The organism is Pseudomonas sp. HN11, assembly GCF_021390155.1.
Classification (GTDB): Bacteria; Pseudomonadota; Gammaproteobacteria; order Pseudomonadales; family Pseudomonadaceae; genus Aquipseudomonas.
Genome location: NZ_CP089985.1, coordinates 792,320 through 814,490 on the forward strand (window position 1 = coordinate 792,320; position 22,171 = coordinate 814,490).

Here is a 22,171-nt window from a genome sequence, read left to right on the forward strand (position 1 = left end):
GCGTATGGAACCTATCGTGCTGTTCAAGCAGGGCATGTTGCTGGTAGTTGTGCTGTCGGCACCGCCGCTGATCGTGGCGGTGGTGGTGGGGGTGCTGACCTCTTTGGTACAAGCGCTGATGCAGATCCAGGACCAGACATTACCCTTTGGTATCAAACTAGTAGCGGTGGGTGTCACATTGATCCTGACGGGCCGCTGGATTGGCGTGGAGTTGATCCAGCTGATCAACCTGACGTTTGAAATGATCGGCCGTTCGGCCCTGAACTAAGGCGTTGCCTGTGCTGCTTTATCTTGAGTATCTCCCCAGCCTGATGATCGGCATGGCGCGTATCTATCCCTGTGGCATCCTGGTGGCGGCGTTTTGTTTTCAACAGGTGCGCGGCCTGCCCCGGCACACCATCGTGATGGTCATGGCGTTGTTGCCCGCTCCGGGTATTCATGCTGCTTTGGCGGGGCAGGACTATTCAGCATTGATGCTCGGTGCGCTGATGCTCAAGGAGTTAGCATTGGGGTTGCTGCTGGGGGTGTTGTTGGCCATGCCGTTCTGGATGTTCGAGTCGGTGGGGGCGCTGCTGGACAACCAGCGTGGAGCCTTGGCCGGTGGCCAACTTAACCCGTCACTGGGGCCGGACGCGACGCCGATCGGGCACATGTTCAAGCAACTGGCGATTTACTTGCTGATGGCCATCCTGGGGTTGGGCGCGCTCACCCAGGTGATCTGGGACAGTTACCTGATCTGGCCACCCACCGTGTGGTTTCCGCTTCCAGCAGCTAATGGCATGAGCGTATTTGTCGGGCTGCTCAGTGACACATTCATGCACATGATGCTTTATGCCGCGCCCTTTATTGCCGTGCTATTGCTGTTGGAGTTCGGTATCGCGTTGCTGGGGGTCTACAGCCAGCAATTGCAAGTGAGTACCGTGGCGCCGCCGGTCAAGTGCCTGGCGGGAATCGGTATTTTGTTGCTGTACTTTGCACTGTTGCAGGATCTTATTATCGGGCGTATGAGCCAGTTGGGTGACCTCAAGCACTACCTGGGACTTTTGCTCAAGGTCTCGATGCCGTGAGTGATTCGGGAGAAAAAAAGCACCCGGCGTCCGCCAAGAAACTGCGTGACCAACGTAAGAAAGGTCAGGTCGCGCAAAGCCAGGATGTGAGCAAGCTGCTGGCGCTGACGGCTATCAGTGAGGTCGCCTTGTTCACTGCCGAAACCAGCTTGCAGCGCTTTCAGCAATTGCTGGTGTTGCCGATGTCACGCTTGGGCCAGCCGTTTGCGCGGGTGCTGGAAGAAGTGCTGGCGGAGGGCCTGGTGATGTTTTTCTCGTTCTCTCTGTTGATGGCCGGGCTTGCGATTGCCGCGAAGCTGATTGCCAGTTGGATGCAGTTCGGCCTGCTGTTCGCACCGGACACGCTGAAGATGGATTTCAATCGCCTCAACCCTATCAGCCAGATCAAGCAGATGTTCTCTGCCCAGTCGTTAATGAACCTGCTGATGAGCATCGCCAAGGCGTTCCTACTGGGCCTGATTGTGTACGTGGTGGTCTGGCCCGCTCTGGGGGCGTTGATAAACCTTGCCAGCAGCGACCTGCAGAGTTATCTGCTGGCGCTGATCGCGTTGTTCCGTCACTTGCTGCATGCCTGCCTGGGGCTGTTGCTGGTGTTGGCACTGATCGATCTGACCTTGCAAAAGCACTTCTTCGCCAAGCGTATGCGCATGACACAGGTTGAGGTCGTCAAAGAGTACAAGGACATGGAGGGCGACCCCCATGTGAAAGGCCAGCGCCGCCAGTTGGCGCAGGAATTGGCGCAAGAGGAGCCGAAGGTCAAGCTGCCCAAGCTGGAAGAAGCCGACATGTTGGTGGTCAACCCGACGCACTTTGCAGTCGCGCTGTACTACCGCCCAGGCAAGACGCCTTTACCCCTGCTGATCAGCAAGGGCACGGACGACGAAGCGCGAAACCTGATCGCGCGAGCAAAGGTCGCCGAGGTCCCGGTGATTCAATGTGTGTGGCTGGCCCGCACGATCTATACCAAACAGCTGGGTGCAAGCATTCCTCGCGAGACCTTGCAGGCCGTAGCGCTGATCTACCGCACCTTGCGTGAGATGGATGACGAAGCCAAGCGCGAAACGCTGGAACTGCCTGAGCTTGATCAGCGCTGATCAGCGGCTGGAACCTGGGTCCAGCGCGCTGAGATTGGCCAGTGAGAGCATCCTGCTGAGGATCCTGCCCGGATTGCCGTGAGAGGGGGGCAGTGCGTGCCAGATCACCAAGGCACCCTGGGTATCGAGATAGATAAAGCAGCCATCAAACACCTGTGCCTGCTCAAAGCGGCGCTGCAATACGCGTTGTAGTTGCCCGGCTTGCAACGTTTCGCGAGTGATATGCAGGGCCAGTCCAGGGTGATTACCCGCGTGGAGCGCGCGCACCTCGATGCCGCAAGTGAGAACGTGGTGAGTGGCAGCGCCGCTCACCAGGTTCTCCAGAAATACCTGGCATGGTTCGTCGGGTATTTCCTTGATGCTCATCGTTCCAGCGATATCGTCTGGTAATCGGCTCGCTCTCCGGAAGGGCCGGGCTCGACGCGCATGTGAGATGGCCACCAGATCACCATCTTTTGTGCGGTAGATTGCGGGCGTGAGCAGGAGTCGCCTTTGCACGTGGGGGTGCAAGCGCTGACAAGCAGCGCCGCACCGATCAGAGTTGAGTACAACAATTGATGTTTCATGGGCGGACCTTACGTAATGGCGTAATCAAGGTGGGGCGCGGTACGCTGAGATGTTCATCCTTCACCACCGGACGCATGGCAATAAATACCTCGGCTTCCTCTCCCGGTTTCAACCAGGCGTGTGGCCACACGGTGACGGCAAGCGTTTGCGAGTTGCTGCATTCTTTCTCATCGATGCGCACATTGCGGTTGAACTGGTTGCGTAGCACCACGACTGCAACGTTGTACTCAGGGCCTGCATACCATTGGCTGCGCTCGGTACTCAGTGCGAGCAGGTCGCGGGTGCTGCACAGCGTGTTCAACCCCACAGGTATTGGCGCCAACTTGAAGGCCTTGGGCACTTGCCCAGTCACCAGGTGCGCCAGGGTACTGATCACGTCGCTACGCTTGATCACAGGCTGGTGAGGGGCGTTACGCCTGGCCAGCGGAGTCAGCGCCGCCTGCAATTGGGCCTGATCTGCCTGGGGCAAATAGCGAGACGGATCGGCCTGGTCGCCGATGACGCGCGGCGTGATGATAAACAAGCGTTCACGCCGATTGTTCTGCCTTTCGCTGGAAGAGAACAACGCCTTGCCCAGCAGCGGGATATCGCCCAGCAGCGGCACCTTGTTTTGCTTGTCGGTACTTTCCGTGACGTGGAACCCACCCACCACCATCGAACGCTTCTCAGCCATGACGGCCTGGGTGCTGACGTTACCGCGGCGAACATCAAGCTCTTTGAGGCTACGGTTGGGGTTGGATTCGTCGAACCTGCCGTCCTCTATATCCACGACCAAATGGATCTGATGGCTTCCCCGACTAGTGATGACGCGCGGCACGACCTGAACGCTGGTGCCCACGGTGACCGGCAAGATGGTTGCGTTCTCACGCCCGGGGGTCAGGTATTGAGTGCGATTGAAGTCGATCACCGCCGGCTGGTTTTCCAGGGTGAGCACGGACGGGTTGGAAACCATGGTCGCCAGCCCCTTGGCTTCCAGTGCGCGTACGTCGGCATAGAAACGGTCGCGATTTTCAATCGACAACTGCTGCGATGTGCCCGGCGCCAAATTTGCGCCGCCACGGAAGCGGCTGTTCTGAAACCCCCAGTTCACTCCGAACTCACGCAATTGCGTGCGCTCGATATCAAGAATGATCGTATCGATTTCCACCAGTTTGCGTGCCACATCGAGTTGAGCGATCAACTCCCGGTACATGGCCTGGCGCTCTGGCAGGTCATAGATCAGCACCGCGTTATTGCGAATGTCGGCTTCGACGCGAATCCGGCTGGTGGGCGTCGGCGCACGCGGAGTGAGTGTGGCGCCGCTGTCCAACGGCATGATGTTGCTGTTTGAACCGAGCATCTGCCCCAGCAAGGGGTTGCTCAAGCGAGGAACGTTCGGCAAGAGAGGGGCCGGCTGTGAGGACGGGCGCTGGCCCAGCGTCGAGGAGATCGGATCGGAACGTGGCTCCAGTAACCCTCGCACGATGCTGGAAACGCCCGGAATGGTGAGCTTCTGTCCACGATAATCCACGTGGCGATCCGCCGCATTGGCGAACTTCAGCGGGAAACTCAGTACGCTCTGCTTCTCATCCACGGTGCGGCGTTGGCTGCTGAACTGCTTGATCTGTTCGATATAGCGCCGAGGTCCGGAGACCAGCACGACGCCATCCTCGGCCAACTCACCCCAACCGAAGCGACTATCGAGCAGGCCAATATCAGTGAGCGCCTGCTTGAGGTCGGCAATGGACTCAGAGGAAACCTCCAGGCGCGCGGACTCCTGCTGGTCCAGGCTGCTGATGTAGAGCGTGTTGTTGTACAGATACCATTGGAAGCGATGTTCTACGCCCAGCCGGTCGAGCAAGGATTGTGGGGTATTGGCGCGTATCTTGCCGTTGACGGTGCCCTCCAGCAGGCCCTCGATTTGCAGTTGGGTACCGAAGGTTTGGGCGAAGTCGTCGAGCACGTCTCGAACTGGCTTATGCTCGGCTTCATAAGCGTAGGCGGTGTTCTTCCATTCGGCGGGAATTGCCGCCAATGCGCTTTGGGTTGAAACCAGCAGCCAGGAAAACAGGAACACATTCCGCCAATGGGCTCTTTTGAATGAAGCATCAGGCGAGTCAAGGCACAAGCGGCTGCCCTTATGGGTCTTGTTAGGCATAGACAGTTCTCTGATTAGTACGAGCGTGAACGTAGCGGGGTGGGTTTGAGGTTTTGGGCTGGACGAGCAAGACGCGCAACGATGGCGCGCCATGTGTCGCGTTGGTTCAGCAGGGTCTCGAGGCAACTCAGTACGTAGGTTTCGCCACGGTCGGTGCGCAGACTTTGAATCAGCCATAGCGCACCTGTGTCAGCTTTTTGAGCCAATGCCCCCTGAAAATGATTCAAGCTGGCCGCGCCCAGGCGCAGCCAGCCTTGCAAGGCTGAGTTATCTGGCACCGCTGAGGTCAGTTGAACACCCAATAAAACGGCGTCGCCCTGACGTCGCAAGGCGACTTCGTCGTCGCCTTCAAATATGACGATTTTTTCCTCCCTGCCGCTCAACCAGTCACCCACGAGCGATTTCATTTACTGAAAACTGTCAAAGGTTGTTGTGAGCATCTGCTTGATCGTTTTACCGTGCTCATTGAAAAGCGCATGGGTGACGTCTCTGCGCATTAACATGTTGATAAACCACTCGCCGTCTTGGGCCGCCAGGCTTTCCAAGAAACCGGACTCGTACTCTTTGTATGCAGATCTTTTATTTCTGGCAGTCGAATCAGTCATCTCTTTGAAAAAATCCATGATTTCTCTCTGATAGTTATGTTGAAGGGCGAATTTAAACAGTCAGTTCTAAGTGGTGAATATAAATAAAGTCTCTGTGCTCGTAGGATTAGATCTCGATCGAGTACTCTTTGCCCTGGTTGAAAAAAGTGTCGAGCATGGCATTCCAGCTGATACGGAAGTCCCCCTCATCTGTTTTCAATACGAGTGTTTGAGGATTAATCGTGTCGTCGGCGTTTAACTTCCAGAATCTGCTCTTGTGACGGGCAAGGCCCTGCCTTATCTCCTCAAGATCATGGGGATGACAGAGCAATGTCGCACTGACTTCCTGAACTTGGCTATCCAGCAATTGTTTCAACAGCGCTGCGAGCCGTTGCGGGGCAGTTGTCTCGTCGAGCAGACTGCGAATAGCCTGGTTGGTGATGGAGGTCGCGTAGTGTTCAAGGTCGTCGCACATCGATTGACGGTCGCGTTCCCATTGCTTGAGTTGAGCGTCGGCGCGTTGCCAGATTTCCAATGAGGCTTGTTCAAGCATGGACTCGCATTTTTTTTCGGCCATACGTATCAATTCGTCGGCCTGGGCTTTGGCATGGCTCAAGAGATGGTTGGCCTGTTCCCAATTGGCTAGCTCTTCGCGCGGGATAAGGTTGGTTCGCGTGCCGGATGCATCCTTGCGTAACTCAATAGTATGTCGGCATAACATCGCTGCTTTCCTCATCCTTGCGAGGCCGGGGCATGTTGTCGCTCGCCATGCTTGCGACGCGCCAAACGACGGCCTGCCAGAGAGTGTTCAATCGGCTGCTCGCGTTTTCGAGTGGGGCGTCTGCTGTTTCAGCCTCGCTCACACGTGTGCGGGGGAAACGCAATCGAAGGCGCTGCCAGGTAGCAGGCTCAACCCAGCTATGAAGTAGTCGCAGCGGATCGGAGTGTGGGGGCAGCATGGAAGGGTGCAGCGCCATGGAGAGGCGCATACACCACTTATGATGATCTTCACTCAAGGGTGATGCTGCTTGGGGATTGAACGTGTGGTTAGCCAATGCCAACACCAGGTTGAGTTGGTCCGTGGAGGCCAGGGCCAACCGAAGCACAGTGGCATGAGGTGCAGCCGGCAAGCAGGCGACAAAACCCGTAAGGTCGTCTGGTGCTGACCGACCGCTATAAAAAAGCCTTTCAATCGCACGATACTTGTCGCCTCTCCAGTCTTCGTGGGCCTGCTTCCAGGGAAAAGCCCACCATTGAGCCCAGGCCAGTTGCTCACGCATCAGATGATCAGGTCTAGGTGCCATGCGTTGACCCCGTTGCGTTTCCTGTAGGTGCGGGCTCCTGATGGGGACGCTTGCGCCGCGCTTGCAGGAAGATCATGGCTGCCACCGTCGAAGCCAGACCGAGCAGCAAGATCATTATGCTGGCTCGCCAGAATCCGAGATCGTCGCCGGGCACCAGGAAGGGGCCGAAATACACCAGGCGTTGTTGTTCCTGATAAGTGGAGGCCGGTACAAACACCACGGTGAGTTTTTGCGGGTTGTCCACTGCGGTGGTCATCCCCGGGATACTGCTCGCCACCATTCTGCGGACCCGTGCGCGGATGTTGTCGGGATCCAGGCGTGGATCATGCTTGATGAATACGGAAGCAGATGCGGGTTGGACCGGCTCTCCTGGCGCTATGCGTTCAGGCAACACCACATGCACACGTGCGACAATGACGCCGTCGATCTTGGACAACGTGGTTTCAAGCTCTTGAGATAAGGCATAGATGTAGCGGGCACGTTCTTCCAGGGGAGTGGAAATTACCCCTTCCTTGCGAAAGGTATCCCCCATAGTGGTCCGGGCGAGTCGGGGAAGGCCGGCGGCTTCCAAGGTACGTACGGCGCGCCCGATGTCGCTTGTATTAACCGTTACGACGACCCCGTCTTTGGCCGGTACCTTTTGTGCGCGAATATGTTTATCTGCCAATTCGGCTACGACCTCATTGGCTTCTTGTTCGGACAGTTGGCGATGCAGTTCTACCCGGTCACCACATCCGCTCAATATAAAAGTCATACTCAAAACTAAAGCGACAAGCAGAGAGTTATTCATGCTCAAGACTGCATGTTGCAGAGCTTGTCAATGCACTGGATTGTCTTGGCAAGAGTTTTCACCATCAGTTGTGTTGTAAGTTGTGCATTATGTAACTCTCGTGGGAAGTTTCCGATGATCTCAACATCGATCCCTTTTTTAGTTGAGCGGATTATTTTTGCGAAGCCATTTCTTGAGTTGCTCAGGTGCTTTGATGCCTTTGTCAAAAGAAGTGAGACTTCAGGCTTGGCAAAGACTGTGCCTGTGGGATGGGGGCCTTCGAACAGTGACGTGAAAAAACTGGCGTCCGTACCGCCTGTCGATTGTTCCGATGGCGTGCGGTCGTGTTCGGTATTGCTGCTTTTTTGTAAAAAAAGGTCGTCTACTATTGGCATGGAGTGTCTACTCATTCAGGGTGGACAGCGGCTCTGGAGCACTAAAATGGCCTGTCGGGCTGGTTGGATGATTACCTTTCGGGCTGGAAAGCCTGAAAGGTAATCGATCACCTCGTAATTAGTTAGCTCTGCTCGCCTGGATGCATTGTTTAATATAGGAAACTTTATTATACATCTTGGCAGTTTCTATTGAATTACCCACCTGTTCACCGATGATACCCAGGGCTTCGCTTTGGGCACCCGCTAGGCTCCCAGGTTGCGAAGGCGATTGAAACAGAGAGTTAAGACCACTTGGTGCGTCAATCATATACAAATCCTTCTATAGTTTTTTGGGGTTCTTTGTTCGCCATCATTAAAATCATGGTAATGCAGAAGTGTGACCAGAGATTTGCTTCTGGCTACCACTGTGTGGTCTGCACAGGTAATGCGTTCCAGATGTTTCTAACTCAAAATATTGCTAAATGTTTTCTTGAGTGGCTGCTAAAATATGCCCTCGTGGATACGGTTCTTTATGGCCATCTTGCTAACTGTTAGAAGACCGATTGAGCTTATGCCAGTGATATGTCTAATTGTTTCATCCTGTAATACAGTGTGCGCTTAGCAACCCCCAGCTCAATTGACACGGTATCCACACAGTGGTCGTGGCGGTACATCGATTCTTCAATCAATGCTTTTTCAATTTGTCGAAGGCGGGTCTTCAGGTCCGTCTGCGGTGGTTGCTGCCTGCATACGGGAGTTGAGAGCGGCGGGAGGCCCAAGACGAACCGTTTCGCCGTCGAACGTAGTTCGCGCACATTACCCAACCAAGAGTGACAGAGCAGTTGATGCAGCAGGCTGTCAGGAGGCGATGGGGCACTGCATTTGAACTGCTCCGCTTCTTCCTGAACCATTTCCAGAAACAACGGGATGATACGTTCGCGCCGATCTCGCAGGGCGGGGAGTTCGATATGGACCACATTCAGACGAAAGTACAGATCACGCCTGAAGGCGCCCTGTTCGACCATGATATGCAGAGACTGTTGGGCCGACGCAATAACGCGCATGTCCACGGAAATGAACCGAGTCGAGCCAAGGCGCTCCACTCCACGACACTCCAGCACGCGCAGCAGCTTGGCTTGCAGGCTCAAGGGCATACTGTCGATCTCATCAAGGTACAGCGTACCCAGGTGAGCAGCCTCGACGAATCCAGCCCTTGATTGCATTGCCCCGGTATAGGCGCCGCTGTTGACACCGAACAGCTGACTTTCCGCGAGGCTTTCCGGGATCGCCGCACAGTTTACGGCAACAAAATTACCTTGTCGGCCCGATAAACCATGAATCCGTTGTGCCAACGTATCTTTGCCGGTGCCGGTTTCTCCCAGTAACAGGATGTCCACGTTAAGAGCGGCAGTGGTGTGAAGCGTGGTTTCAATGTCCTGCCCCACGATAAGTGAAACGTCTGTTTTGTTGTCCGTGTGGAAGTAGGCCGACATCGATTGATACTCCATGTTTGCTATTACTTCACTGTTGGAAGGGGGCAGCTCAGTAGAACGCAGGATATAAAATTTGTCGCGCAGTGTAGAGGTGTTTATATGACGAGGTCATGTAGGAAAAAGCCTGTAAGTTAAAATTGAACATGCTCGTGTTTTTGTTGAATTAATGTGGCGTTATGTAAATAGGAAATTTCTGATGGGGGGTGAGTGTTTGGATGTAAGTCTTAAGTTTTTATTGAAGTGTGGGGCACAAAAAAACCGATGCAATGCATCGGCTTTTATTTGTTCGTAAAAATTACCGTGGATGGTACTTACACGTTAAAGCGGAAGTGCATCACATCGCCATCTTTGACAACGTATTCCTTACCTTCCAAACGCCATTTACCCGCTTCTTTGGCGCCTGCCTCGCCCTTGAACTGAATGAAGTCGTTGTAGGCGATCACTTCGGCGCGGATGAAGCCTTTTTCGAAGTCGGTGTGGATTACACCTGCAGCCTGTGGTGCGGTAGCACCGACCTTGACGGTCCAGGCGCGGACTTCTTCGACACCGGCGGTGAAGTAGGTCTGCAGGTTGAGCATCTCGTAGCCGGCACGGATCACGCGGTTCAGGCCAGGCTCTTCCAGGCCCAGAGCCTCGAGGAACATGTCTTTTTCTTCGCCGTCATCCAGTTCGGCGATTTCCGCTTCGATCTTGTTGCACACCGGCACTACGATCGCGCCTTCTTCGTCGGCGATGGCCTTGACCACGTCCAGCAGTGGGTTGTTCTCGAAGCCGTCTTCAGCGACGTTGGCGATGTACATCACCGGCTTGGTGGTCAGCAGGTGAAAGCCTTTGATCACAGCCTTCTCGTCGGTGCCCATGTTCTTCATCAGGCTGCGTGCCGGCTTGCCTTCGGTGAAGTGAGCGATCAACTGCTCCAGCAGGCCTTTCTGGACCACGGCGTCCTTGTCACCCCCCTTGGCGTTTCGCGCGACTTTCTGCAGTTGTTTCTCGCAGCTGTCGAGGTCGGCGAAGATCAGTTCCAGGTCGATGATCTCAATGTCACGCTTCGGGTCAACGCTGTTGGAGACGTGAATCACGTTCTCGTCTTCAAAGCAGCGAACCACGTGGGCGATGGCATCGGTCTCGCGGATGTTGGCCAGGAATTTGTTGCCCAGGCCTTCACCTTTCGAGGCGCCGGCTACCAGACCGGCGATGTCGACGAATTCCATGGTGGTCGGCAGGATGCGCTTTGGATTGACGATGGCTGCCAGAGCTTCCAGACGCGGATCCGGCATCGGCACGATGCCGCTGTTGGGCTCGATGGTGCAGAAGGGGAAGTTCTCCGCTGCAATACCGGACTTGGTCAGGGCGTTGAACAGGGTGGATTTGCCGACGTTGGGCAGGCCGACGATGCCGCAATTGAATCCCATGGTGTTTCCCCTCGGTAAGAGTCAGGCCTTCTGGCTGTGCAGGTTTTTCATCGCGCGGTTCCATTCACCGGCGAAGATATCCGGCAGCACGCCGAGGGCAAAGTCGATGCTGGCATCGAGTTTTTCCTGTTCGGCGCGTGGCGCACGACCCAGGACGAAATTTGAAACCATACTGGCAACGCCTGGGTGGCCAATGCCAAGCCGCAGGCGGTAGAAATTATTCTGATTGCCCATCTGCGCAATGATGTCGCGCAGGCCGTTGTGCCCACCGTGCCCGCCGCCCAGCTTGAGTTTGGCAACGCCGGGTGGCAGGTCCAGTTCGTCATGGGCCACCAGGATTTCCTCGGGTTTGATCCGGAAGAAACCCGCAAGCGCCGCGACAGCCTGGCCGCTGCGGTTCATGTAGGTGGTGGGTATCAGCAGACGAACATCCTGACCCTGGTGCGAGAAGCGCCCGGTCAGGCCAAAATATTTGCGATCGGCCGCAAGGGCAACACCTTGGGCGTGGGCGATGCGCTCAACAAAAAGGGCCCCCGCGTTATGCCGGGTCTGTTCGTATTCGGCGCCTGGATTTCCCAGGCCAACGATCAGTTTAATGGCAGTCACGACAGGGGCCCTTCCTTTGGAGTTGTGGATAACATCGCCAGACCTGAGTGCGGCGAAAGTGGACAACACTACATCATTTACTCAAGAGTAAACGCCGCGTTATCGCCCGCTTTCTCGCTACGTTCCGGTCCGCGATGTTTCCTCAAGCTCCGGCATTACAGAGTGAATTACTCTGCAGCGCCTTCTTCAGCTTCTGGAGCAACGCGTGGAGCGTGAACGTTGGCAACTGCTTTGTCATCACCGTGAGCCAGTGCGACAAACTCAACGCCTTTAGGGGCTTTGAGGTCGGACAGGTGAACGATCGCGCCGACTTCCAGAGCCGACAGGTCGACTTCGATGAACTCAGGCAGGTCTTTCGGCAGGCAGGTCACTTCGATTTCGTTCAGGACGTGCGAGATCTCGCCGCCTTTCTTGACCGGAGCTTCTTCACCAACAAAGTGCACAGGCACGATGGCGGTCAGTTTCTGGCCAGCTACAACGCGAACGAAGTCGGCGTGCATGATGAACTGCTTGGACGGGTGACGCTGCATCGCTTTAACGATGACGTTCTGCTTGGTGCCGTCGACGTTCAGTTCGATAACGTGGCTGTAGGCAGCTTCGTTTTCGAACAGCTTGGCGATTTCCTTGGCCAGGATGGTCACGGATTCAGCAGGCTTGTTACCACCGTATACAACGGCTGGGATGTTGGCGGCGTGACGCAGGCGGCGGCTCGCACCTTTCCCCAGGTCAGTGCGCGCTTGGGCGTTCAGAGTAAAGTCGTTCATGTTGTATCTCCAAAATAGCCATCATCGAGCGGCGTTTGCGACCAGCGCCGGCCTCGACATGGGCAAAAAAGCCCCGCCCCAACAGAATGTCGGGGCGGGGCGCTTTTCGTCAGTGGGATGTGCCGAAGGTTTGACCCTTAGCGGAACATCGCGCTGATCGATTCTTCATTGCTGATACGGCGGACCGCCTCGGCAACAACCGGTGCGATATCCAGTTGACGGATACGCGCACAGGCTTGAGCGGCGGCGGACAACGGGATGGTGTTAGTCACCACCAGTTCGTCCAGCACGGAATTCTCGATGTTCTCGATCGCTCGGCCCGACAGCACAGGGTGTGTGCAGTAGGCGAAGACTTTAGCCGCACCGTGCTCTTTCAAGGCTTTGGCCGCGTGGCACAGGGTGCCGGCGGTGTCGACCATGTCATCAACCAGAATACAGGTACGCCCTTCGACATCACCGATGATATGCATCACTTCAGAGTGATTGGCTTTCTCACGGCGTTTGTCGATGATCCCGAGGTCCACGCCCAGGGATTTGGCAACGGCCCGTGCACGCACGACGCCACCAATGTCCGGGGACACGATCATCAGGTTTTCAAAGCGCTGGTCTTCAATGTCATCCACCAAGACCGGGGAGCCGTAGATGTTATCTACCGGAATATCGAAGAATCCCTGGATTTGGTCGGCGTGCAGGTCAACCGTGAGAACACGGTCGATACCTACCACGGTCAGCATGTCAGCAACGACTTTCGCGCTGATGGCCACGCGTGCGGAACGCGGACGGCGATCCTGACGGGCATAACCAAAGTAAGGGATTACAGCTGTGATTCGAGTCGCTGAGGAGCGGCGGAAGGCATCAGCCATCACGACGAGTTCCATCAGGTTATCGTTGGTCGGAGCGCAAGTCGGCTGAATAATGAAGACGTCTTTACCGCGAACGTTTTCATTGATCTCGGCAGTAATTTCGCCGTCGGAGAATTTACCGACAGAGATGTCACCGAGAGGGATATGCAGCTGACGTACAACACGCCGAGCCAGATCGGGGTTAGCATTCCCCGTAAAGACCATCATCTTGGACACGCGCAGTACCTAGAGGCTGAGGGTAACCTGGATGAGTATGGAAAATGGCAGGGGCGGCTGGATTCGAACCAACGCATGGCAGGATCAAAACCTGCTGCCTTACCGCTTGGCGACGCCCCTGTATCTGTTGCAACGAGTGCCTGACACTCGATTCCTTTAGAGCAGACTTTGCAGCTTGCGATGCAACATCGAAACGTTGCTTCCCTTTGCTACAAACCCTGTAAGGGTCTCTGTAAGAAGGGCCGAGACTTTATCAGCTTCAGCTTTGCTTGGGAAGCCCCCAAACACACAACTTCCAGTTCCGGTTAATTTTGCTTCGGTAAATTTACCTAACAAATTCAAAGCGTTACGTACCTCTGGATAACGCCTTGCTACAACCGGTAAGCAGTCATTTCGACTGTTTCCCTTGGGAACGGGGCGCACTTTAATGGGAGAAGAGTTACGTGTCAACAACGGATCTGAAAAAATTTCTGCTGTACTTACAGATACTTGCGGCACAAGCACGACATACCACGGCTCCTCCGGGTATTCCGGGCTGAGTTTCTCCCCCACGCCCTCGGCGAAAGCCGCGTGCCCACGCACGAAAACCGGGACGTCGGCGCCTAGCGTCAGGCCCAGTGCAGCCAGGCGATCATCGTCCCAGCCCAGTTGCCACAAGTGGTTCAGGCCAAGCAAGGTGGTCGCCGCATTCGAGCTGCCGCCACCGATTCCACCGCCCATGGGCAAGATTTTATCGATCCAGATATCGATGCCGAGTCGGCAACCGGATTGCGCCTGAAGTTTTTTTGCCGCCTTCACGATCAGGTTGCTGTCGTGAGGGACGCCTTCGAATTCGGTATGCAGCTTGATCACGCCATCGTCGCGCACGCTGAAGGTCAGTTCGTCGCCGTAGTCGAGAAATTGAAACAGCGTCTGCAGTTCGTGGTAACCGTCTTCACGCCGACCCAGAATGTGCAGCATCAGATTGAGTTTGGCCGGGGAGGGCAGGGTCAATGTTTGTACCGTCACGTTATTGCCCCAGCTTGCGCGGTTGCCAGTCCTTGATCACCAGTGTGACGTCAAGGTCGGGACCGTGCAGCTTGATGCGTTCAGGCAGCGAATAACCGCCTTGCTCCACATAGCTCAAATACTCCACCTGCCAGCCATCCTGTTCCAGCGTAGCCAGGCGGCTGTCGCCATTGAGGCTCAGACGACTTTTGCTGTCAGGCGCGGGCAGGCCGCGTACCCACCAGACCAAGTGAGACACCGGCAGCTTCCAGCCAATCTGCTCTTCCAGCAGCGCCTCCGGCGAGGTCGCTTCATAGCGTCCCTGATTGGCCACTTCGAGGCTGACTTGCCCCGGTCGACCGGTCAGGCGTGCCGCGCCACGACCCAGCGGGCCGGACAGGCGAATATCGTAGTAATCCTGGCGTTGCAGCCAGAACAAGGTGCCGCTGCCGGAATCCTTCGGCGCGCGAACCCCGACTTTGCCTTCGATCTGCCAACCGTCGATGCTGCTGAGCTGATCCTTGTGCTGCTTCCATTGCGCCGGGTTGCCCTGGCCTTCAACGGATTCACGGGCGCCGAAACCCGCGCAACCGGCGAGCAGGGCGATGAAGCTGAAAACGATAATGTGGCGCAAGAACATAAGCTTAAAGGGTCTCGGATCCGGTCAGGCGCTTGATGGTGCCGCGCAGGATGGGGCTTTCGGGTTGTTCCTTGAGGAATTTTTCCCAGATCTGGCGTGCTTCGCGCTGTTTGCCATTGGCCCACAGCACTTCGCCGAGGTGAGCGGCGACTTCTTGGTCGGGGAAGCGCTCCAGTGCCTGGCGCAACAAACGCTCGGCTTCGTCGAGGTTGCCCAGGCGGTAATTCACCCAGCCCAGGCTGTCGAGTACGGCCGGATCTTCCGGATTGAGCATATGCGCTTGTTCGATCAGCACCTTGGCTTCGGCGTAACGCGTGGTACGGTCGGACAAGGTGTAGCCCAGGGCGTTGAGGGCCATGGCATTGTCCGGGTCGCGCTTGATGATCAGGCGCAGGTCTTTCTCCATCTGCGCCAGGTCATTGCGTTTTTCCGCCTGCATGGCCCGGGTGTACAGCAGGTTCAAATCGTCCGGGAATTGCAACAGGGCCTGTTGCAGCAGTTTCCAGGCGCGTTCCCCCTGATTGTTGGCCGACAAAGTCTCGGCCTGGATCAGGTACAACTGGATCGCATAGTCCGGCTCGGCGTCGCGCGCAGCGGCCAGACGTTTTTCCGCCTCGTCGGTACGGCCGTTGCTCATCAGGATATCGGCCTGGCGCAACTGAGCCGGCAGGTAGTCATTGCCGGGGCCGACCTGGGCGTATTCGAGCAGAGCGGCTTGTGGATCGTTGCGTTCCTCGGCGATACGGCCGAGGTTCAGGTGCGCCGAATCCACATGGCTCTCGCGCTGGATCAGCTCTTCCAGATAACCCTTGGCCTCGTCCCAGGCCTTGGCTTCCAGGCACACTAATGCCAGGGAATAGCGCAATTCGTCATCGTCCGGGTATTGCTGGACCAGGCTGGCGAACTGCACTTTGGCGTCTTCCATGCGGTCCTGCTCTACCAGCATGCGCGCGTAGGTCAGGCGCAGGCGCTTGTCTTCCGGATACTTCTTGATGCTTTTTTCCAGCAGCGGAATCGCTTCCTTGCCGCGATTGAGGTTCTGCAAGAGGCGCGCACGCAACAGGATCGGCGCGATTTCGCCTTCTTCCGGCGGATTCTGCTCCAGCAGCTTCAGCGCCGCGTCGGCTTCGTCATCCTGTTGCAGCAGCAAGGCTTTGCCGAAAATCAGCTGGCTGTTCTTCGGGTGTTTTTGTAGCAGGCGGTCGAAGCTCTTCATCAGACCATTGCGCGTGTCCTGGTCTGTGTCGGCCGCCGACAGCGCGAGGAAATCGAAATGGGTGTCACCCTTGCCCTGCAGGACTTTCTCCATAAAGACCATGGAGTCGTCATAGCGCCCGGCACGTGCCAACTGAACCGCTGCCGCCCGCTGCGCTTCCAGGTCGTCCGGCGCGTTTTTCGCCCATATCAGCGACGTGTCCAGCGCAGCCTGGTCGGCGCCAAGGTACTCGGCAATGCGGAATGCGCGCTCGGAAATCCCCGGGTCCTGGGTGTTGATGGCCTGGGTCACGTAGTTATCCAGCGCAATATCGAAACGATTGCGCTGGCCGGCAAGCTCCGCGCTCAGCAGGCTGAACACCGTTTCTTCAGTGAACGATGAATAAACCTTGGGCTTTTCAGGGGCGGGGGTGCTGTCTTCTACCGGCGGCGTACCGTCCGGCGACACGGGTGCCATAGCCTGGCAGCCGCTGAGGAAGACAAAAGCAAGGAGCAACGCGGAAGATCTATTCATATAGGAAGAGGACGACTAACCTGCGGTCGGATCATCATGACACAAGCCTTCGGCCAAACATAACCGAGTCTCAATGGGGGCCTTTATAGACACAAGGCATTAGGACAATAGCTTACGGTGGTTGTTCTGAATCTTTCGAAGTAGGACAATTGTCGGCTTCCCGACATCATCAGCGATATTGAATGGCCTTCCTCGCACTCGGTATTAACCACAAGACTGCCTCCGTAGACGTGCGCGAGCGCGTGGCGTTTACGCCAGAGCAGTTGGTTGAGGCCTTGCAGCAGCTCTGCCGGCTCACCGACAGTCGCGAAGCTGCGATCCTTTCGACCTGCAATCGCAGCGAGCTTTATATAGAGCAGGAACATCTTTCAGCGGATGTCGTGCTGCGCTGGCTGGCCGATTACCACCATTTGGACCTCGACGACCTGCGCGCGAGCGCTTATGTGCATGAAGAGGATGCGGCAGTTCGTCACATGATGCGTGTGGCCGCCGGGCTCGATTCGCTGGTGTTGGGCGAGCCGCAGATCCTCGGCCAGATGAAGTCCGCCTACGCCGTGGCGCGTGAGGCCGGCACCGTTGGCCCGCTGCTGGGCCGGCTGTTCCAGGCCACGTTCAATTCCGCCAAGCAAGTGCGCACCGATACCGCCATTGGCGAAAACCCGGTGTCCGTGGCATTTGCCGCGGTCAGCCTGGCCAAACAGATTTTCAGCGACTTGCAACGTAGCCAGGCCCTGCTGATCGGCGCCGGTGAGACCATTACCCTGGTCGCCCGTCACCTGCATGACTTGGGCGTGAAGCGCATTGTGGTCGCCAACCGTACGCTGGAGCGCGCGAGTATCCTCGCCGAGCAGTTCGGTGCGCATGCCGTGTTGTTGTCGGATATCCCGGCCGAGCTGGTGCGCAGCGATATCGTCATCAGCTCAACCGCCAGCCAGTTGCCGATCTTGGGCAAGGGCGCGGTCGAGAGTGCGTTGAAGCTACGCAAGCACAAACCGATCTTTATGGTGGATATTGCCGTTCCCCGGGATATCGAACCCGAAGTCGGCGAGTTGGACGACGTTTATCTCTATAGCGTCGACGATCTGCACGAAGTGGTCGCTGAAAACCTCAAGAGCCGCCAGGGCGCCGCCCAGGCCGCTGAAGAGATGGTCAGCACCGGCGCCGAAGATTTCATGGTGCGCCTGCGCGAATTGGCGGCGGTGGATGTGCTCAAGGCGTATCGTCAGCAGGGCGAACGGCTGCGCGACGAGGAGCTGATCAAGGCCCAACGCTTGCTGGCCAACGGCAGCAGCGCCGAAGAAGTGCTGATGCAATTGGCGCGCGGTCTCACCAACAAGCTGCTCCACGCGCCCAGCGTACAATTAAAAAAGCTTACCGCCGAAGGCCGCCTCGATGCGCTGGCCATGGCCCAGGAACTCTTTGCCCTCGGTGAGGGCGCGTCAGACAGCTCTTCGGATAAAAAACCGCAATGAAAGCGTCACTGCTCAATAAACTGGACGTGCTCCAGGACCGTTTTGAAGAACTGACCGCATTGCTCGGCGATGGCGAAGTCATCTCCGATCAAACCAAGTTCCGCGCGTATTCCAAGGAGTACGCCGAGGTTGAACCTGTGGTAGCGACCTACAAGAACCTGCTGAAAGTGCAGGCCGACCTTGAGGGCGCCCAGGCACTGCTTAAGGACAGCGACCCGGACATGCGCGAAATGGCCGTGGAAGAAGTCCGCGAGGCCAAGGAAAAGCTGGCGGCACTGGAAGGCGATCTGCAACGCATGCTGTTGCCCAAGGACCCGAATGACGGGCGCAACGTCTTCCTCGAAATCCGTGCTGGTACTGGTGGCGACGAGGCGGCGATCTTCTCCGGCGACCTGTTCCGCATGTATTCGCGTTACGCCGAGCGTCGCGGCTGGCGCGTAGAGATCCTTTCCGAGAACGAAGGCGAGCACGGCGGCTATAAAGAAGTCATCGCGCGGGTCGAAGGCGACAATGTCTACGGCAAGCTCAAGTTCGAGTCCGGCGCGCACCGTGTACAACGCGTGCCGGCGACCGAATCCCAGGGCCGTATCCACACTTCGGCGTGCACTGTCGCGGTGCTGCCCGAGCCGGACGAGCAGGAAGCCATCGAGATCAACCCGGCGGACTTGCGCATCGACACCTACCGTTCGTCGGGCGCGGGTGGTCAGCACGTCAACAAGACCGACTCCGCCATCCGCATCACTCACTTGCCCTCGGGCATCGTAGTGGAGTGTCAGGAAGAGCGTTCCCAGCACAAGAACCGGGCGCGGGCGATGTCCTGGTTGTCGGCCAAGCTCAACGACCAGCAGACCAGCGCCGCCGCCAACGCGATTGCCAGCGAGCGCAAGTTGCTGGTGGGTTCGGGTGACCGTTCCGAGCGCATTCGTACCTACAACTTTGCCCAGGGCCGTGTCACCGACCACCGGGTCAACCTCACGCTTTACTCCCTGGACGAGATTCTCGCCGGCGGCGTAGACGCCGTGATCGAGCCGTTGCTCGCCGAATACCAGGCGGATCAACTCGCGGCGATAGGTGAATAAATGACCATCATCGCCAGCCTGCTGCGCGCCGCCGACCTGCCGGACTCGCCCACTGCGCGGCTGGATGCCGAATTGCTGCTGGCGGCTGCCCTGGGCAAATCCCGTAGCTACCTGCATACCTGGCCCGAGAAAATCGTCAGCAGCCAAGAGGCACTGACCTTTGCCGGTTACCTGCAACGCCGTCGTGGTGGTGAGCCGGTGGCCTATATCCTGGGCCAGCAAGGCTTCTGGAAGCTGGACCTGGAGGTCGCGCCCCATACGCTGATCCCGCGCCCGGACACCGAATTGCTGGTGGAAGCCGCCCTGGAATTGTTACCGGCCACGCCTGCCAAGGTTCTCGACCTGGGCACCGGCAGCGGCGCCATCGCCTTGGCCCTGGCCAGCGAACGTCCGGTTTGGCAGGTTACCGCTGTCGACCGTGTGCTGGAGGCCGTCGCCCTGGCGGAACGCAATCGTCAACGGCTGCACCTCACTAACGCCACAGTGCTCAACAGCCATTGGTTCAGCGCGCTGCAAGGTCATACCTATGACCTGATCATTAGCAACCCGCCTTACATCGCCGCTAATGATCCGCACCTGGTGGCGGGCGATGTGCGCTTTGAGCCGGCCAGCGCACTGGTGGCTGGCCATGATGGTTTGGACGACTTGCGCCTGATCATCAAACACGCCCCCGCTCACCTGAATGCCGGTGGGCGATTGCTGCTGGAGCACGGTTACGATCAGGCGCCGGCCGTGCGCGACCTGCTGTTGAGTGAAGGTTTCGAAGAGGTGCACAGCCGCATCGACCTGGGCGGTCACGAGCGTATTACCCTGGGACGCCGTCCGTGCTGACCGACCAGGAGCTGTTGCGCTATAGCCGGCAGATTCTGTTGCAGCATGTCGACATCGACGGCCAATTGCGCCTGAAAAACAGCCGGGCGCTGATCGTCGGCCTCGGTGGCCTGGGCGCACCCGTTGCGCTGTACCTGGCGGCGGCGGGCGTGGGCGAGCTGCATCTGGCGGACTTCGACACTGTCGACCTGACCAACCTGCAACGCCAGATCATCCATGACACCGACAGCGTCGGGCAGACCAAGGTCGACTCGGCCTTGCGCCGCCTGACGGCCATCAACCCCGAGATCAAGCTGATCGCCCACCGCACCGCCCTGGATGCCGATTCACTGGCAACAGCGGTCGAAGCGGTCGACGTGGTACTCGATTGCAGCGACAACTTCTCCACCCGCGAAGCGGTCAATGCGGCTTGCGTGGCGGCGGGCAAACCCTTGATCAGCGGTGCGGCCATTCGTCTTGAAGGGCAACTGTCGGTGTTCGACCCGCGTCGCGCCGAAAGCCCGTGCTACCACTGTTTATATGGGCACGGCAGCGATACCGAACTGACCTGCAGCGAAGCCGGCGTGGCCGGCCCGCTGGTGGGGCTGGTCGGCAGTCTGCAAGCCCTGGAAGCTTTGAAACTGCTCGCCGGTTTCGGTGAGCCTTTGGTGGGTCGCCTGTTGCTCATCGATGCATTGACCACGCGTTTTCGCGAATTGCGCGTCAAACGTGACCCTGGCTGCAGCGTCTGCGGGACTCAGCATGGTTAAGGGCGCGCCTATCGGTGTGTTCGACTCCGGTGTTGGCGGTTTGTCGGTATTGGACGAAATCCAGCAATTGTTGCCCCATGAATCGCTGCTGTACGTGGCCGACTGCGGGCATATCCCCTATGGCGAGAAAACGCCCGCGTTCATTCGCGAGCGTTCGCGGTTGGTTGCCGAGTTTTTCCGCGAAAAGGGCGCCAAGGCTTTTGTGATCGCTTGCAATACCGCAACGGTCGCGGCGGTTGCTGACTTGCGCCAGGACTATCCCGATTGGCCACTGGTGGGCATGGAGCCCGCCGTCAAACCAGCCGCTGCAGCCACCCGCAGTGGCGTGGTCGGCGTGCTTGCCACCACCGGGACCCTGCAGAGCGCCAAGTTCGCGGCCTTACTGGACCGTTTCGCGACGGATGTACGGGTCATCACCCAACCCTGCCCAGGGCTGGTGGAACTGATTGAAACCGGCGACCTGAACAGCCCGACCCTGCGCCAGATGCTGCAGGGTTACATCGAACCGCTGCTCAGCGCCGGTTGCGACACCATCATCCTCGGCTGCACCCACTATCCCTTCCTCAAGCCACTCCTGACGCAGATGCTGCCCCCCAGCATCATCCTCATCGACACCGGCGCCGCCGTGGCTCGCCAGCTCAAGCGTTTGCTGGGCGAGCGCGAGCTACTGGCCGGCGGCAAGCCTGAGCCTGCTCAGTTCTGGACCAGTGGCGATCTGCAACATTTCAGAAACATCCTACCGGCACTATGGAAATTTCCCGGAAATGTGCGTAATTTCGGCATGTGAAAAAAACGTGAAAAAATCACGGTTTTCGACTGAACTTCTGCATTAATGGCGGCTTCTATAGCTCGTTAGCCTGTACATAAAATCTTACAACGTCGTTTAAAGGGATGTTTCATATGAAGCGTTTTCTCTGTTTGGCTGCGCTTGCGGCCGCGGTAATGGGACACTCTTTTTCGGCGCAAGCCGCCGGGTTGGAGTTTGGTCTGGGGGCGACCAGTGATTCAACGCTGACCTATCGGTTCGGGTTGACGTCGGATTGGGACAAGAGCTGGATGCAGAGCGATACGGGTCGTCTGACGGGCTATTGGAGCGGTGCTTACACTTATTGGGAAGGCGACGATCGTGCCGGCGCCAGCAGCCTGTCGTTCTCGCCCGTGTTTGTGTATGAGTTTGCCGGGCAGTCCGTCAAACCCTACATCGAAGCCGGGATCGGCGTAGCGGTATTTTCTCGTACCAAGCTGGAAGACAACAACATCGGCCAGGCCTTCCAGTTCGAAGACCGCCTGGGCTTTGGCCTGCGCTTCGCGGGTGGGCATGAGGTGGGCATTCGTGCAACGCATTATTCCAATGCGGGCATCAGCAGCAACAACGATGGGGTAGAGAGCTACTCGTTGCACTACACCTTGCCGTTGTAACACTGGAGAACCCTG

General features: G+C 57.4%; 26 protein-coding genes and 1 tRNA gene. 9 read left to right on the top strand and 18 right to left on the bottom strand.

Features of this window, described 5'->3' with window-relative positions; genetic code table 11:
* The first annotated feature begins 4 nt into the window (after positions 1–4).
* Genes sctS through sctU form a run of 3 tightly spaced genes read left to right on the top strand, consistent with a single transcriptional unit; the run spans position 5 to position 2,161 of the window.
* The gene (gene sctS, locus LVW35_RS03490) at positions 5–268 is read left to right on the top strand and encodes a type III secretion system export apparatus subunit SctS (RefSeq protein ID WP_014716816.1); all 264 of its coding nucleotides are present in this window, start codon (positions 5–7) and stop codon (positions 266–268) included.
* Positions 269–278: 10 nt separating this feature from the next.
* Positions 279–1,067: a type III secretion system export apparatus subunit SctT gene (gene sctT, locus LVW35_RS03495; RefSeq protein ID WP_233893744.1), complete on the top strand. Its 789-nt coding sequence runs from the start codon at positions 279–281 to the stop codon at positions 1,065–1,067.
* Positions 1,064–2,161, top strand: a complete 1,098-nt coding sequence (sctU, locus tag LVW35_RS03500; RefSeq protein WP_233893745.1) for a type III secretion system export apparatus subunit SctU — start codon at positions 1,064–1,066, stop codon at positions 2,159–2,161. The genes sctT and sctU overlap by 4 nt, the downstream gene beginning before the upstream one ends.
* On the opposite strand, the gene LVW35_RS03505 is transcribed toward sctU, so the two are convergent.
* The 18 genes from LVW35_RS03505 to LVW35_RS03590 form a co-directional block, all read right to left on the bottom strand.
* A complete protein-coding gene (locus tag LVW35_RS03505) occupies positions 2,162–2,527 on the bottom strand; it encodes a transcriptional regulator (protein WP_233893746.1) in 366 nt (121 codons plus the stop codon).
* Positions 2,524–2,727 (bottom strand): HrpT family type III secretion system protein, encoded by a 204-nt coding sequence (gene hrpT / locus LVW35_RS03510; protein ID WP_233893747.1) that lies wholly within the window; start codon positions 2,725–2,727, stop codon positions 2,524–2,526. Before hrpT ends, LVW35_RS03505 begins: the two co-directional genes overlap by 4 nt.
* Positions 2,724–4,865 carry a type III secretion system outer membrane ring subunit SctC gene (sctC, locus tag LVW35_RS03515; protein WP_233893748.1) on the bottom strand — a complete coding sequence of 714 codons (2,142 nt, stop codon included), beginning with the start codon at positions 4,863–4,865 and terminating at the stop codon, positions 2,724–2,726. The genes hrpT and sctC overlap by 4 nt, the downstream gene beginning before the upstream one ends.
* Positions 4,866–4,879: 14 nt before the next feature.
* A complete protein-coding gene (locus LVW35_RS03520) occupies positions 4,880–5,272 on the bottom strand; it encodes a type III secretion protein (protein WP_233893749.1) in 393 nt (130 codons plus the stop codon).
* A complete protein-coding gene (locus LVW35_RS03525; RefSeq protein WP_233893750.1) occupies positions 5,273–5,488 on the bottom strand; it encodes a type III secretion protein in 216 nt (71 codons plus the stop codon).
* Between the two features lie 88 nt (positions 5,489–5,576).
* Positions 5,577–6,170, bottom strand: a complete 594-nt coding sequence (gene sctL, locus LVW35_RS03530; RefSeq protein WP_233893751.1) for a type III secretion system stator protein SctL — start codon at positions 6,168–6,170, stop codon at positions 5,577–5,579.
* The gene (locus LVW35_RS03535; RefSeq protein ID WP_233893753.1) at positions 6,148–6,729 is read right to left on the bottom strand and encodes a type III secretion protein; all 582 of its coding nucleotides are present in this window, start codon (positions 6,727–6,729) and stop codon (positions 6,148–6,150) included. The genes sctL and LVW35_RS03535 overlap by 23 nt, the downstream gene beginning before the upstream one ends.
* A gap of 13 nt (positions 6,730–6,742) precedes the next feature.
* Entirely contained in the window at positions 6,743–7,543 is an 801-nt protein-coding gene (sctJ, locus tag LVW35_RS03540) for a type III secretion system inner membrane ring lipoprotein SctJ (RefSeq protein WP_233893755.1), read from the bottom strand.
* A 2-nt stretch (positions 7,544–7,545) separates the two neighbouring features.
* A complete protein-coding gene (locus tag LVW35_RS03545; RefSeq protein ID WP_233893757.1) occupies positions 7,546–7,917 on the bottom strand; it encodes a type III secretion protein in 372 nt (123 codons plus the stop codon).
* Between the two features lie 548 nt (positions 7,918–8,465).
* Positions 8,466–9,389 carry a sigma 54-interacting transcriptional regulator gene (locus LVW35_RS03550; protein ID WP_233893758.1) on the bottom strand — a complete coding sequence of 308 codons (924 nt, stop codon included), beginning with the start codon at positions 9,387–9,389 and terminating at the stop codon, positions 8,466–8,468.
* Between the two features lie 311 nt (positions 9,390–9,700).
* Positions 9,701–10,801: a redox-regulated ATPase YchF gene (gene ychF, locus LVW35_RS03555; protein ID WP_233893759.1), complete on the bottom strand. Its 1,101-nt coding sequence runs from the start codon at positions 10,799–10,801 to the stop codon at positions 9,701–9,703.
* A gap of 21 nt (positions 10,802–10,822) precedes the next feature.
* Entirely contained in the window at positions 10,823–11,407 is a 585-nt protein-coding gene (pth, locus tag LVW35_RS03560; RefSeq protein WP_233893760.1) for an aminoacyl-tRNA hydrolase, read from the bottom strand.
* Between the two features lie 167 nt (positions 11,408–11,574).
* The gene (locus tag LVW35_RS03565; RefSeq protein WP_233893761.1) at positions 11,575–12,171 is read right to left on the bottom strand and encodes a 50S ribosomal protein L25/general stress protein Ctc; all 597 of its coding nucleotides are present in this window, start codon (positions 12,169–12,171) and stop codon (positions 11,575–11,577) included.
* A gap of 137 nt (positions 12,172–12,308) precedes the next feature.
* Positions 12,309–13,250 (bottom strand): ribose-phosphate pyrophosphokinase, encoded by a 942-nt coding sequence (locus LVW35_RS03570; protein WP_003171603.1) that lies wholly within the window; start codon positions 13,248–13,250, stop codon positions 12,309–12,311.
* A 45-nt stretch (positions 13,251–13,295) separates the two neighbouring features.
* A tRNA-Gln gene (locus LVW35_RS03575) sits at positions 13,296–13,370 on the bottom strand.
* Positions 13,371–13,406: 36 nt separating this feature from the next.
* Positions 13,407–14,210, bottom strand: a complete 804-nt coding sequence (ispE, locus tag LVW35_RS03580) for a 4-(cytidine 5'-diphospho)-2-C-methyl-D-erythritol kinase (protein WP_442799661.1) — start codon at positions 14,208–14,210, stop codon at positions 13,407–13,409.
* Positions 14,211–14,259: 49 nt separating this feature from the next.
* Positions 14,260–14,877: a lipoprotein insertase outer membrane protein LolB gene (lolB, locus tag LVW35_RS03585; protein ID WP_233893764.1), complete on the bottom strand. Its 618-nt coding sequence runs from the start codon at positions 14,875–14,877 to the stop codon at positions 14,260–14,262.
* A 4-nt stretch (positions 14,878–14,881) separates the two neighbouring features.
* Entirely contained in the window at positions 14,882–16,606 is a 1,725-nt protein-coding gene (locus LVW35_RS03590; RefSeq protein WP_233893765.1) for a tetratricopeptide repeat protein, read from the bottom strand.
* Between the two features lie 182 nt (positions 16,607–16,788).
* On the opposite strand from LVW35_RS03590, the gene hemA reads away from it, so the two are divergent.
* From hemA to LVW35_RS03620, 6 genes are all read left to right on the top strand, one after another.
* Positions 16,789–18,078 carry a glutamyl-tRNA reductase gene (gene hemA, locus LVW35_RS03595; protein WP_057725883.1) on the top strand — a complete coding sequence of 430 codons (1,290 nt, stop codon included), beginning with the start codon at positions 16,789–16,791 and terminating at the stop codon, positions 18,076–18,078.
* The gene (gene prfA, locus LVW35_RS03600) at positions 18,075–19,157 is read left to right on the top strand and encodes a peptide chain release factor 1 (RefSeq protein WP_233893766.1); all 1,083 of its coding nucleotides are present in this window, start codon (positions 18,075–18,077) and stop codon (positions 19,155–19,157) included. The genes hemA and prfA overlap by 4 nt, the downstream gene beginning before the upstream one ends.
* A complete protein-coding gene (gene prmC, locus LVW35_RS03605; RefSeq protein ID WP_233893767.1) occupies positions 19,158–19,988 on the top strand; it encodes a peptide chain release factor N(5)-glutamine methyltransferase in 831 nt (276 codons plus the stop codon).
* On the top strand, positions 19,982–20,737 hold the full coding sequence (locus tag LVW35_RS03610) for a molybdopterin-synthase adenylyltransferase MoeB (RefSeq protein ID WP_233893768.1): 756 nt from the start codon (positions 19,982–19,984) through the stop codon (positions 20,735–20,737). Before prmC ends, LVW35_RS03610 begins: the two co-directional genes overlap by 7 nt.
* Positions 20,730–21,524, top strand: a complete 795-nt coding sequence (murI, locus tag LVW35_RS03615; RefSeq protein WP_233893769.1) for a glutamate racemase — start codon at positions 20,730–20,732, stop codon at positions 21,522–21,524. Before LVW35_RS03610 ends, murI begins: the two co-directional genes overlap by 8 nt.
* 113 nt (positions 21,525–21,637) lie before the next feature.
* Entirely contained in the window at positions 21,638–22,156 is a 519-nt protein-coding gene (locus LVW35_RS03620; protein ID WP_233893770.1) for an acyloxyacyl hydrolase, read from the top strand.
* Positions 22,157–22,171: the final 15 nt, after the last annotated feature.

Bases quoted from the DNA above. Each gene is read 5' to 3' on its own strand.
- sctJ (WP_233893755.1), bottom strand. From the start codon at position 7,543: ATGAATAACTCTCTGCTTGTCGCTTTAGTTTTGAGTATGACTTTTATA.
- LVW35_RS03525 (WP_233893750.1), bottom strand. From the start codon at position 5,488: ATGGATTTTTTCAAAGAGATGACTGATTCGACTGCCAGAAATAAAAGA.
- prmC (WP_233893767.1), top strand. From the start codon at position 19,158: ATGACCATCATCGCCAGCCTGCTGCGCGCCGCCGACCTGCCGGACTCG.
- LVW35_RS03550 (WP_233893758.1), bottom strand. From the start codon at position 9,389: ATGTCGGCCTACTTCCACACGGACAACAAAACAGACGTTTCACTTATC.
- murI (WP_233893769.1), top strand. From the start codon at position 20,730: ATGGTTAAGGGCGCGCCTATCGGTGTGTTCGACTCCGGTGTTGGCGGT.
- ychF (WP_233893759.1), bottom strand. From the start codon at position 10,801: ATGGGATTCAATTGCGGCATCGTCGGCCTGCCCAACGTCGGCAAATCC.
- sctS (WP_014716816.1), top strand. From the start codon at position 5: ATGGAACCTATCGTGCTGTTCAAGCAGGGCATGTTGCTGGTAGTTGTG.
- LVW35_RS03520 (WP_233893749.1), bottom strand. From the start codon at position 5,272: ATGAAATCGCTCGTGGGTGACTGGTTGAGCGGCAGGGAGGAAAAAATC.
- LVW35_RS03505 (WP_233893746.1), bottom strand. From the start codon at position 2,527: ATGAGCATCAAGGAAATACCCGACGAACCATGCCAGGTATTTCTGGAG.
- ispE (WP_442799661.1), bottom strand. From the start codon at position 14,210: ATGCTGCACATTCTGGGTCGGCGTGAAGACGGTTACCACGAACTGCAG.
- lolB (WP_233893764.1), bottom strand. From the start codon at position 14,877: ATGTTCTTGCGCCACATTATCGTTTTCAGCTTCATCGCCCTGCTCGCC.
- LVW35_RS03565 (WP_233893761.1), bottom strand. From the start codon at position 12,171: ATGAACGACTTTACTCTGAACGCCCAAGCGCGCACTGACCTGGGGAAA.
- LVW35_RS03545 (WP_233893757.1), bottom strand. From the start codon at position 7,917: ATGCCAATAGTAGACGACCTTTTTTTACAAAAAAGCAGCAATACCGAA.
- hrpT (WP_233893747.1), bottom strand. From the start codon at position 2,727: ATGAAACATCAATTGTTGTACTCAACTCTGATCGGTGCGGCGCTGCTT.
- LVW35_RS03535 (WP_233893753.1), bottom strand. From the start codon at position 6,729: ATGCGTGAGCAACTGGCCTGGGCTCAATGGTGGGCTTTTCCCTGGAAG.
- LVW35_RS03620 (WP_233893770.1), top strand. From the start codon at position 21,638: ATGAAGCGTTTTCTCTGTTTGGCTGCGCTTGCGGCCGCGGTAATGGGA.
- sctL (WP_233893751.1), bottom strand. From the start codon at position 6,170: ATGTTATGCCGACATACTATTGAGTTACGCAAGGATGCATCCGGCACG.
- hemA (WP_057725883.1), top strand. From the start codon at position 16,789: ATGGCCTTCCTCGCACTCGGTATTAACCACAAGACTGCCTCCGTAGAC.
- prfA (WP_233893766.1), top strand. From the start codon at position 18,075: ATGAAAGCGTCACTGCTCAATAAACTGGACGTGCTCCAGGACCGTTTT.
- sctC (WP_233893748.1), bottom strand. From the start codon at position 4,865: ATGCCTAACAAGACCCATAAGGGCAGCCGCTTGTGCCTTGACTCGCCT.
- LVW35_RS03590 (WP_233893765.1), bottom strand. From the start codon at position 16,606: ATGAATAGATCTTCCGCGTTGCTCCTTGCTTTTGTCTTCCTCAGCGGC.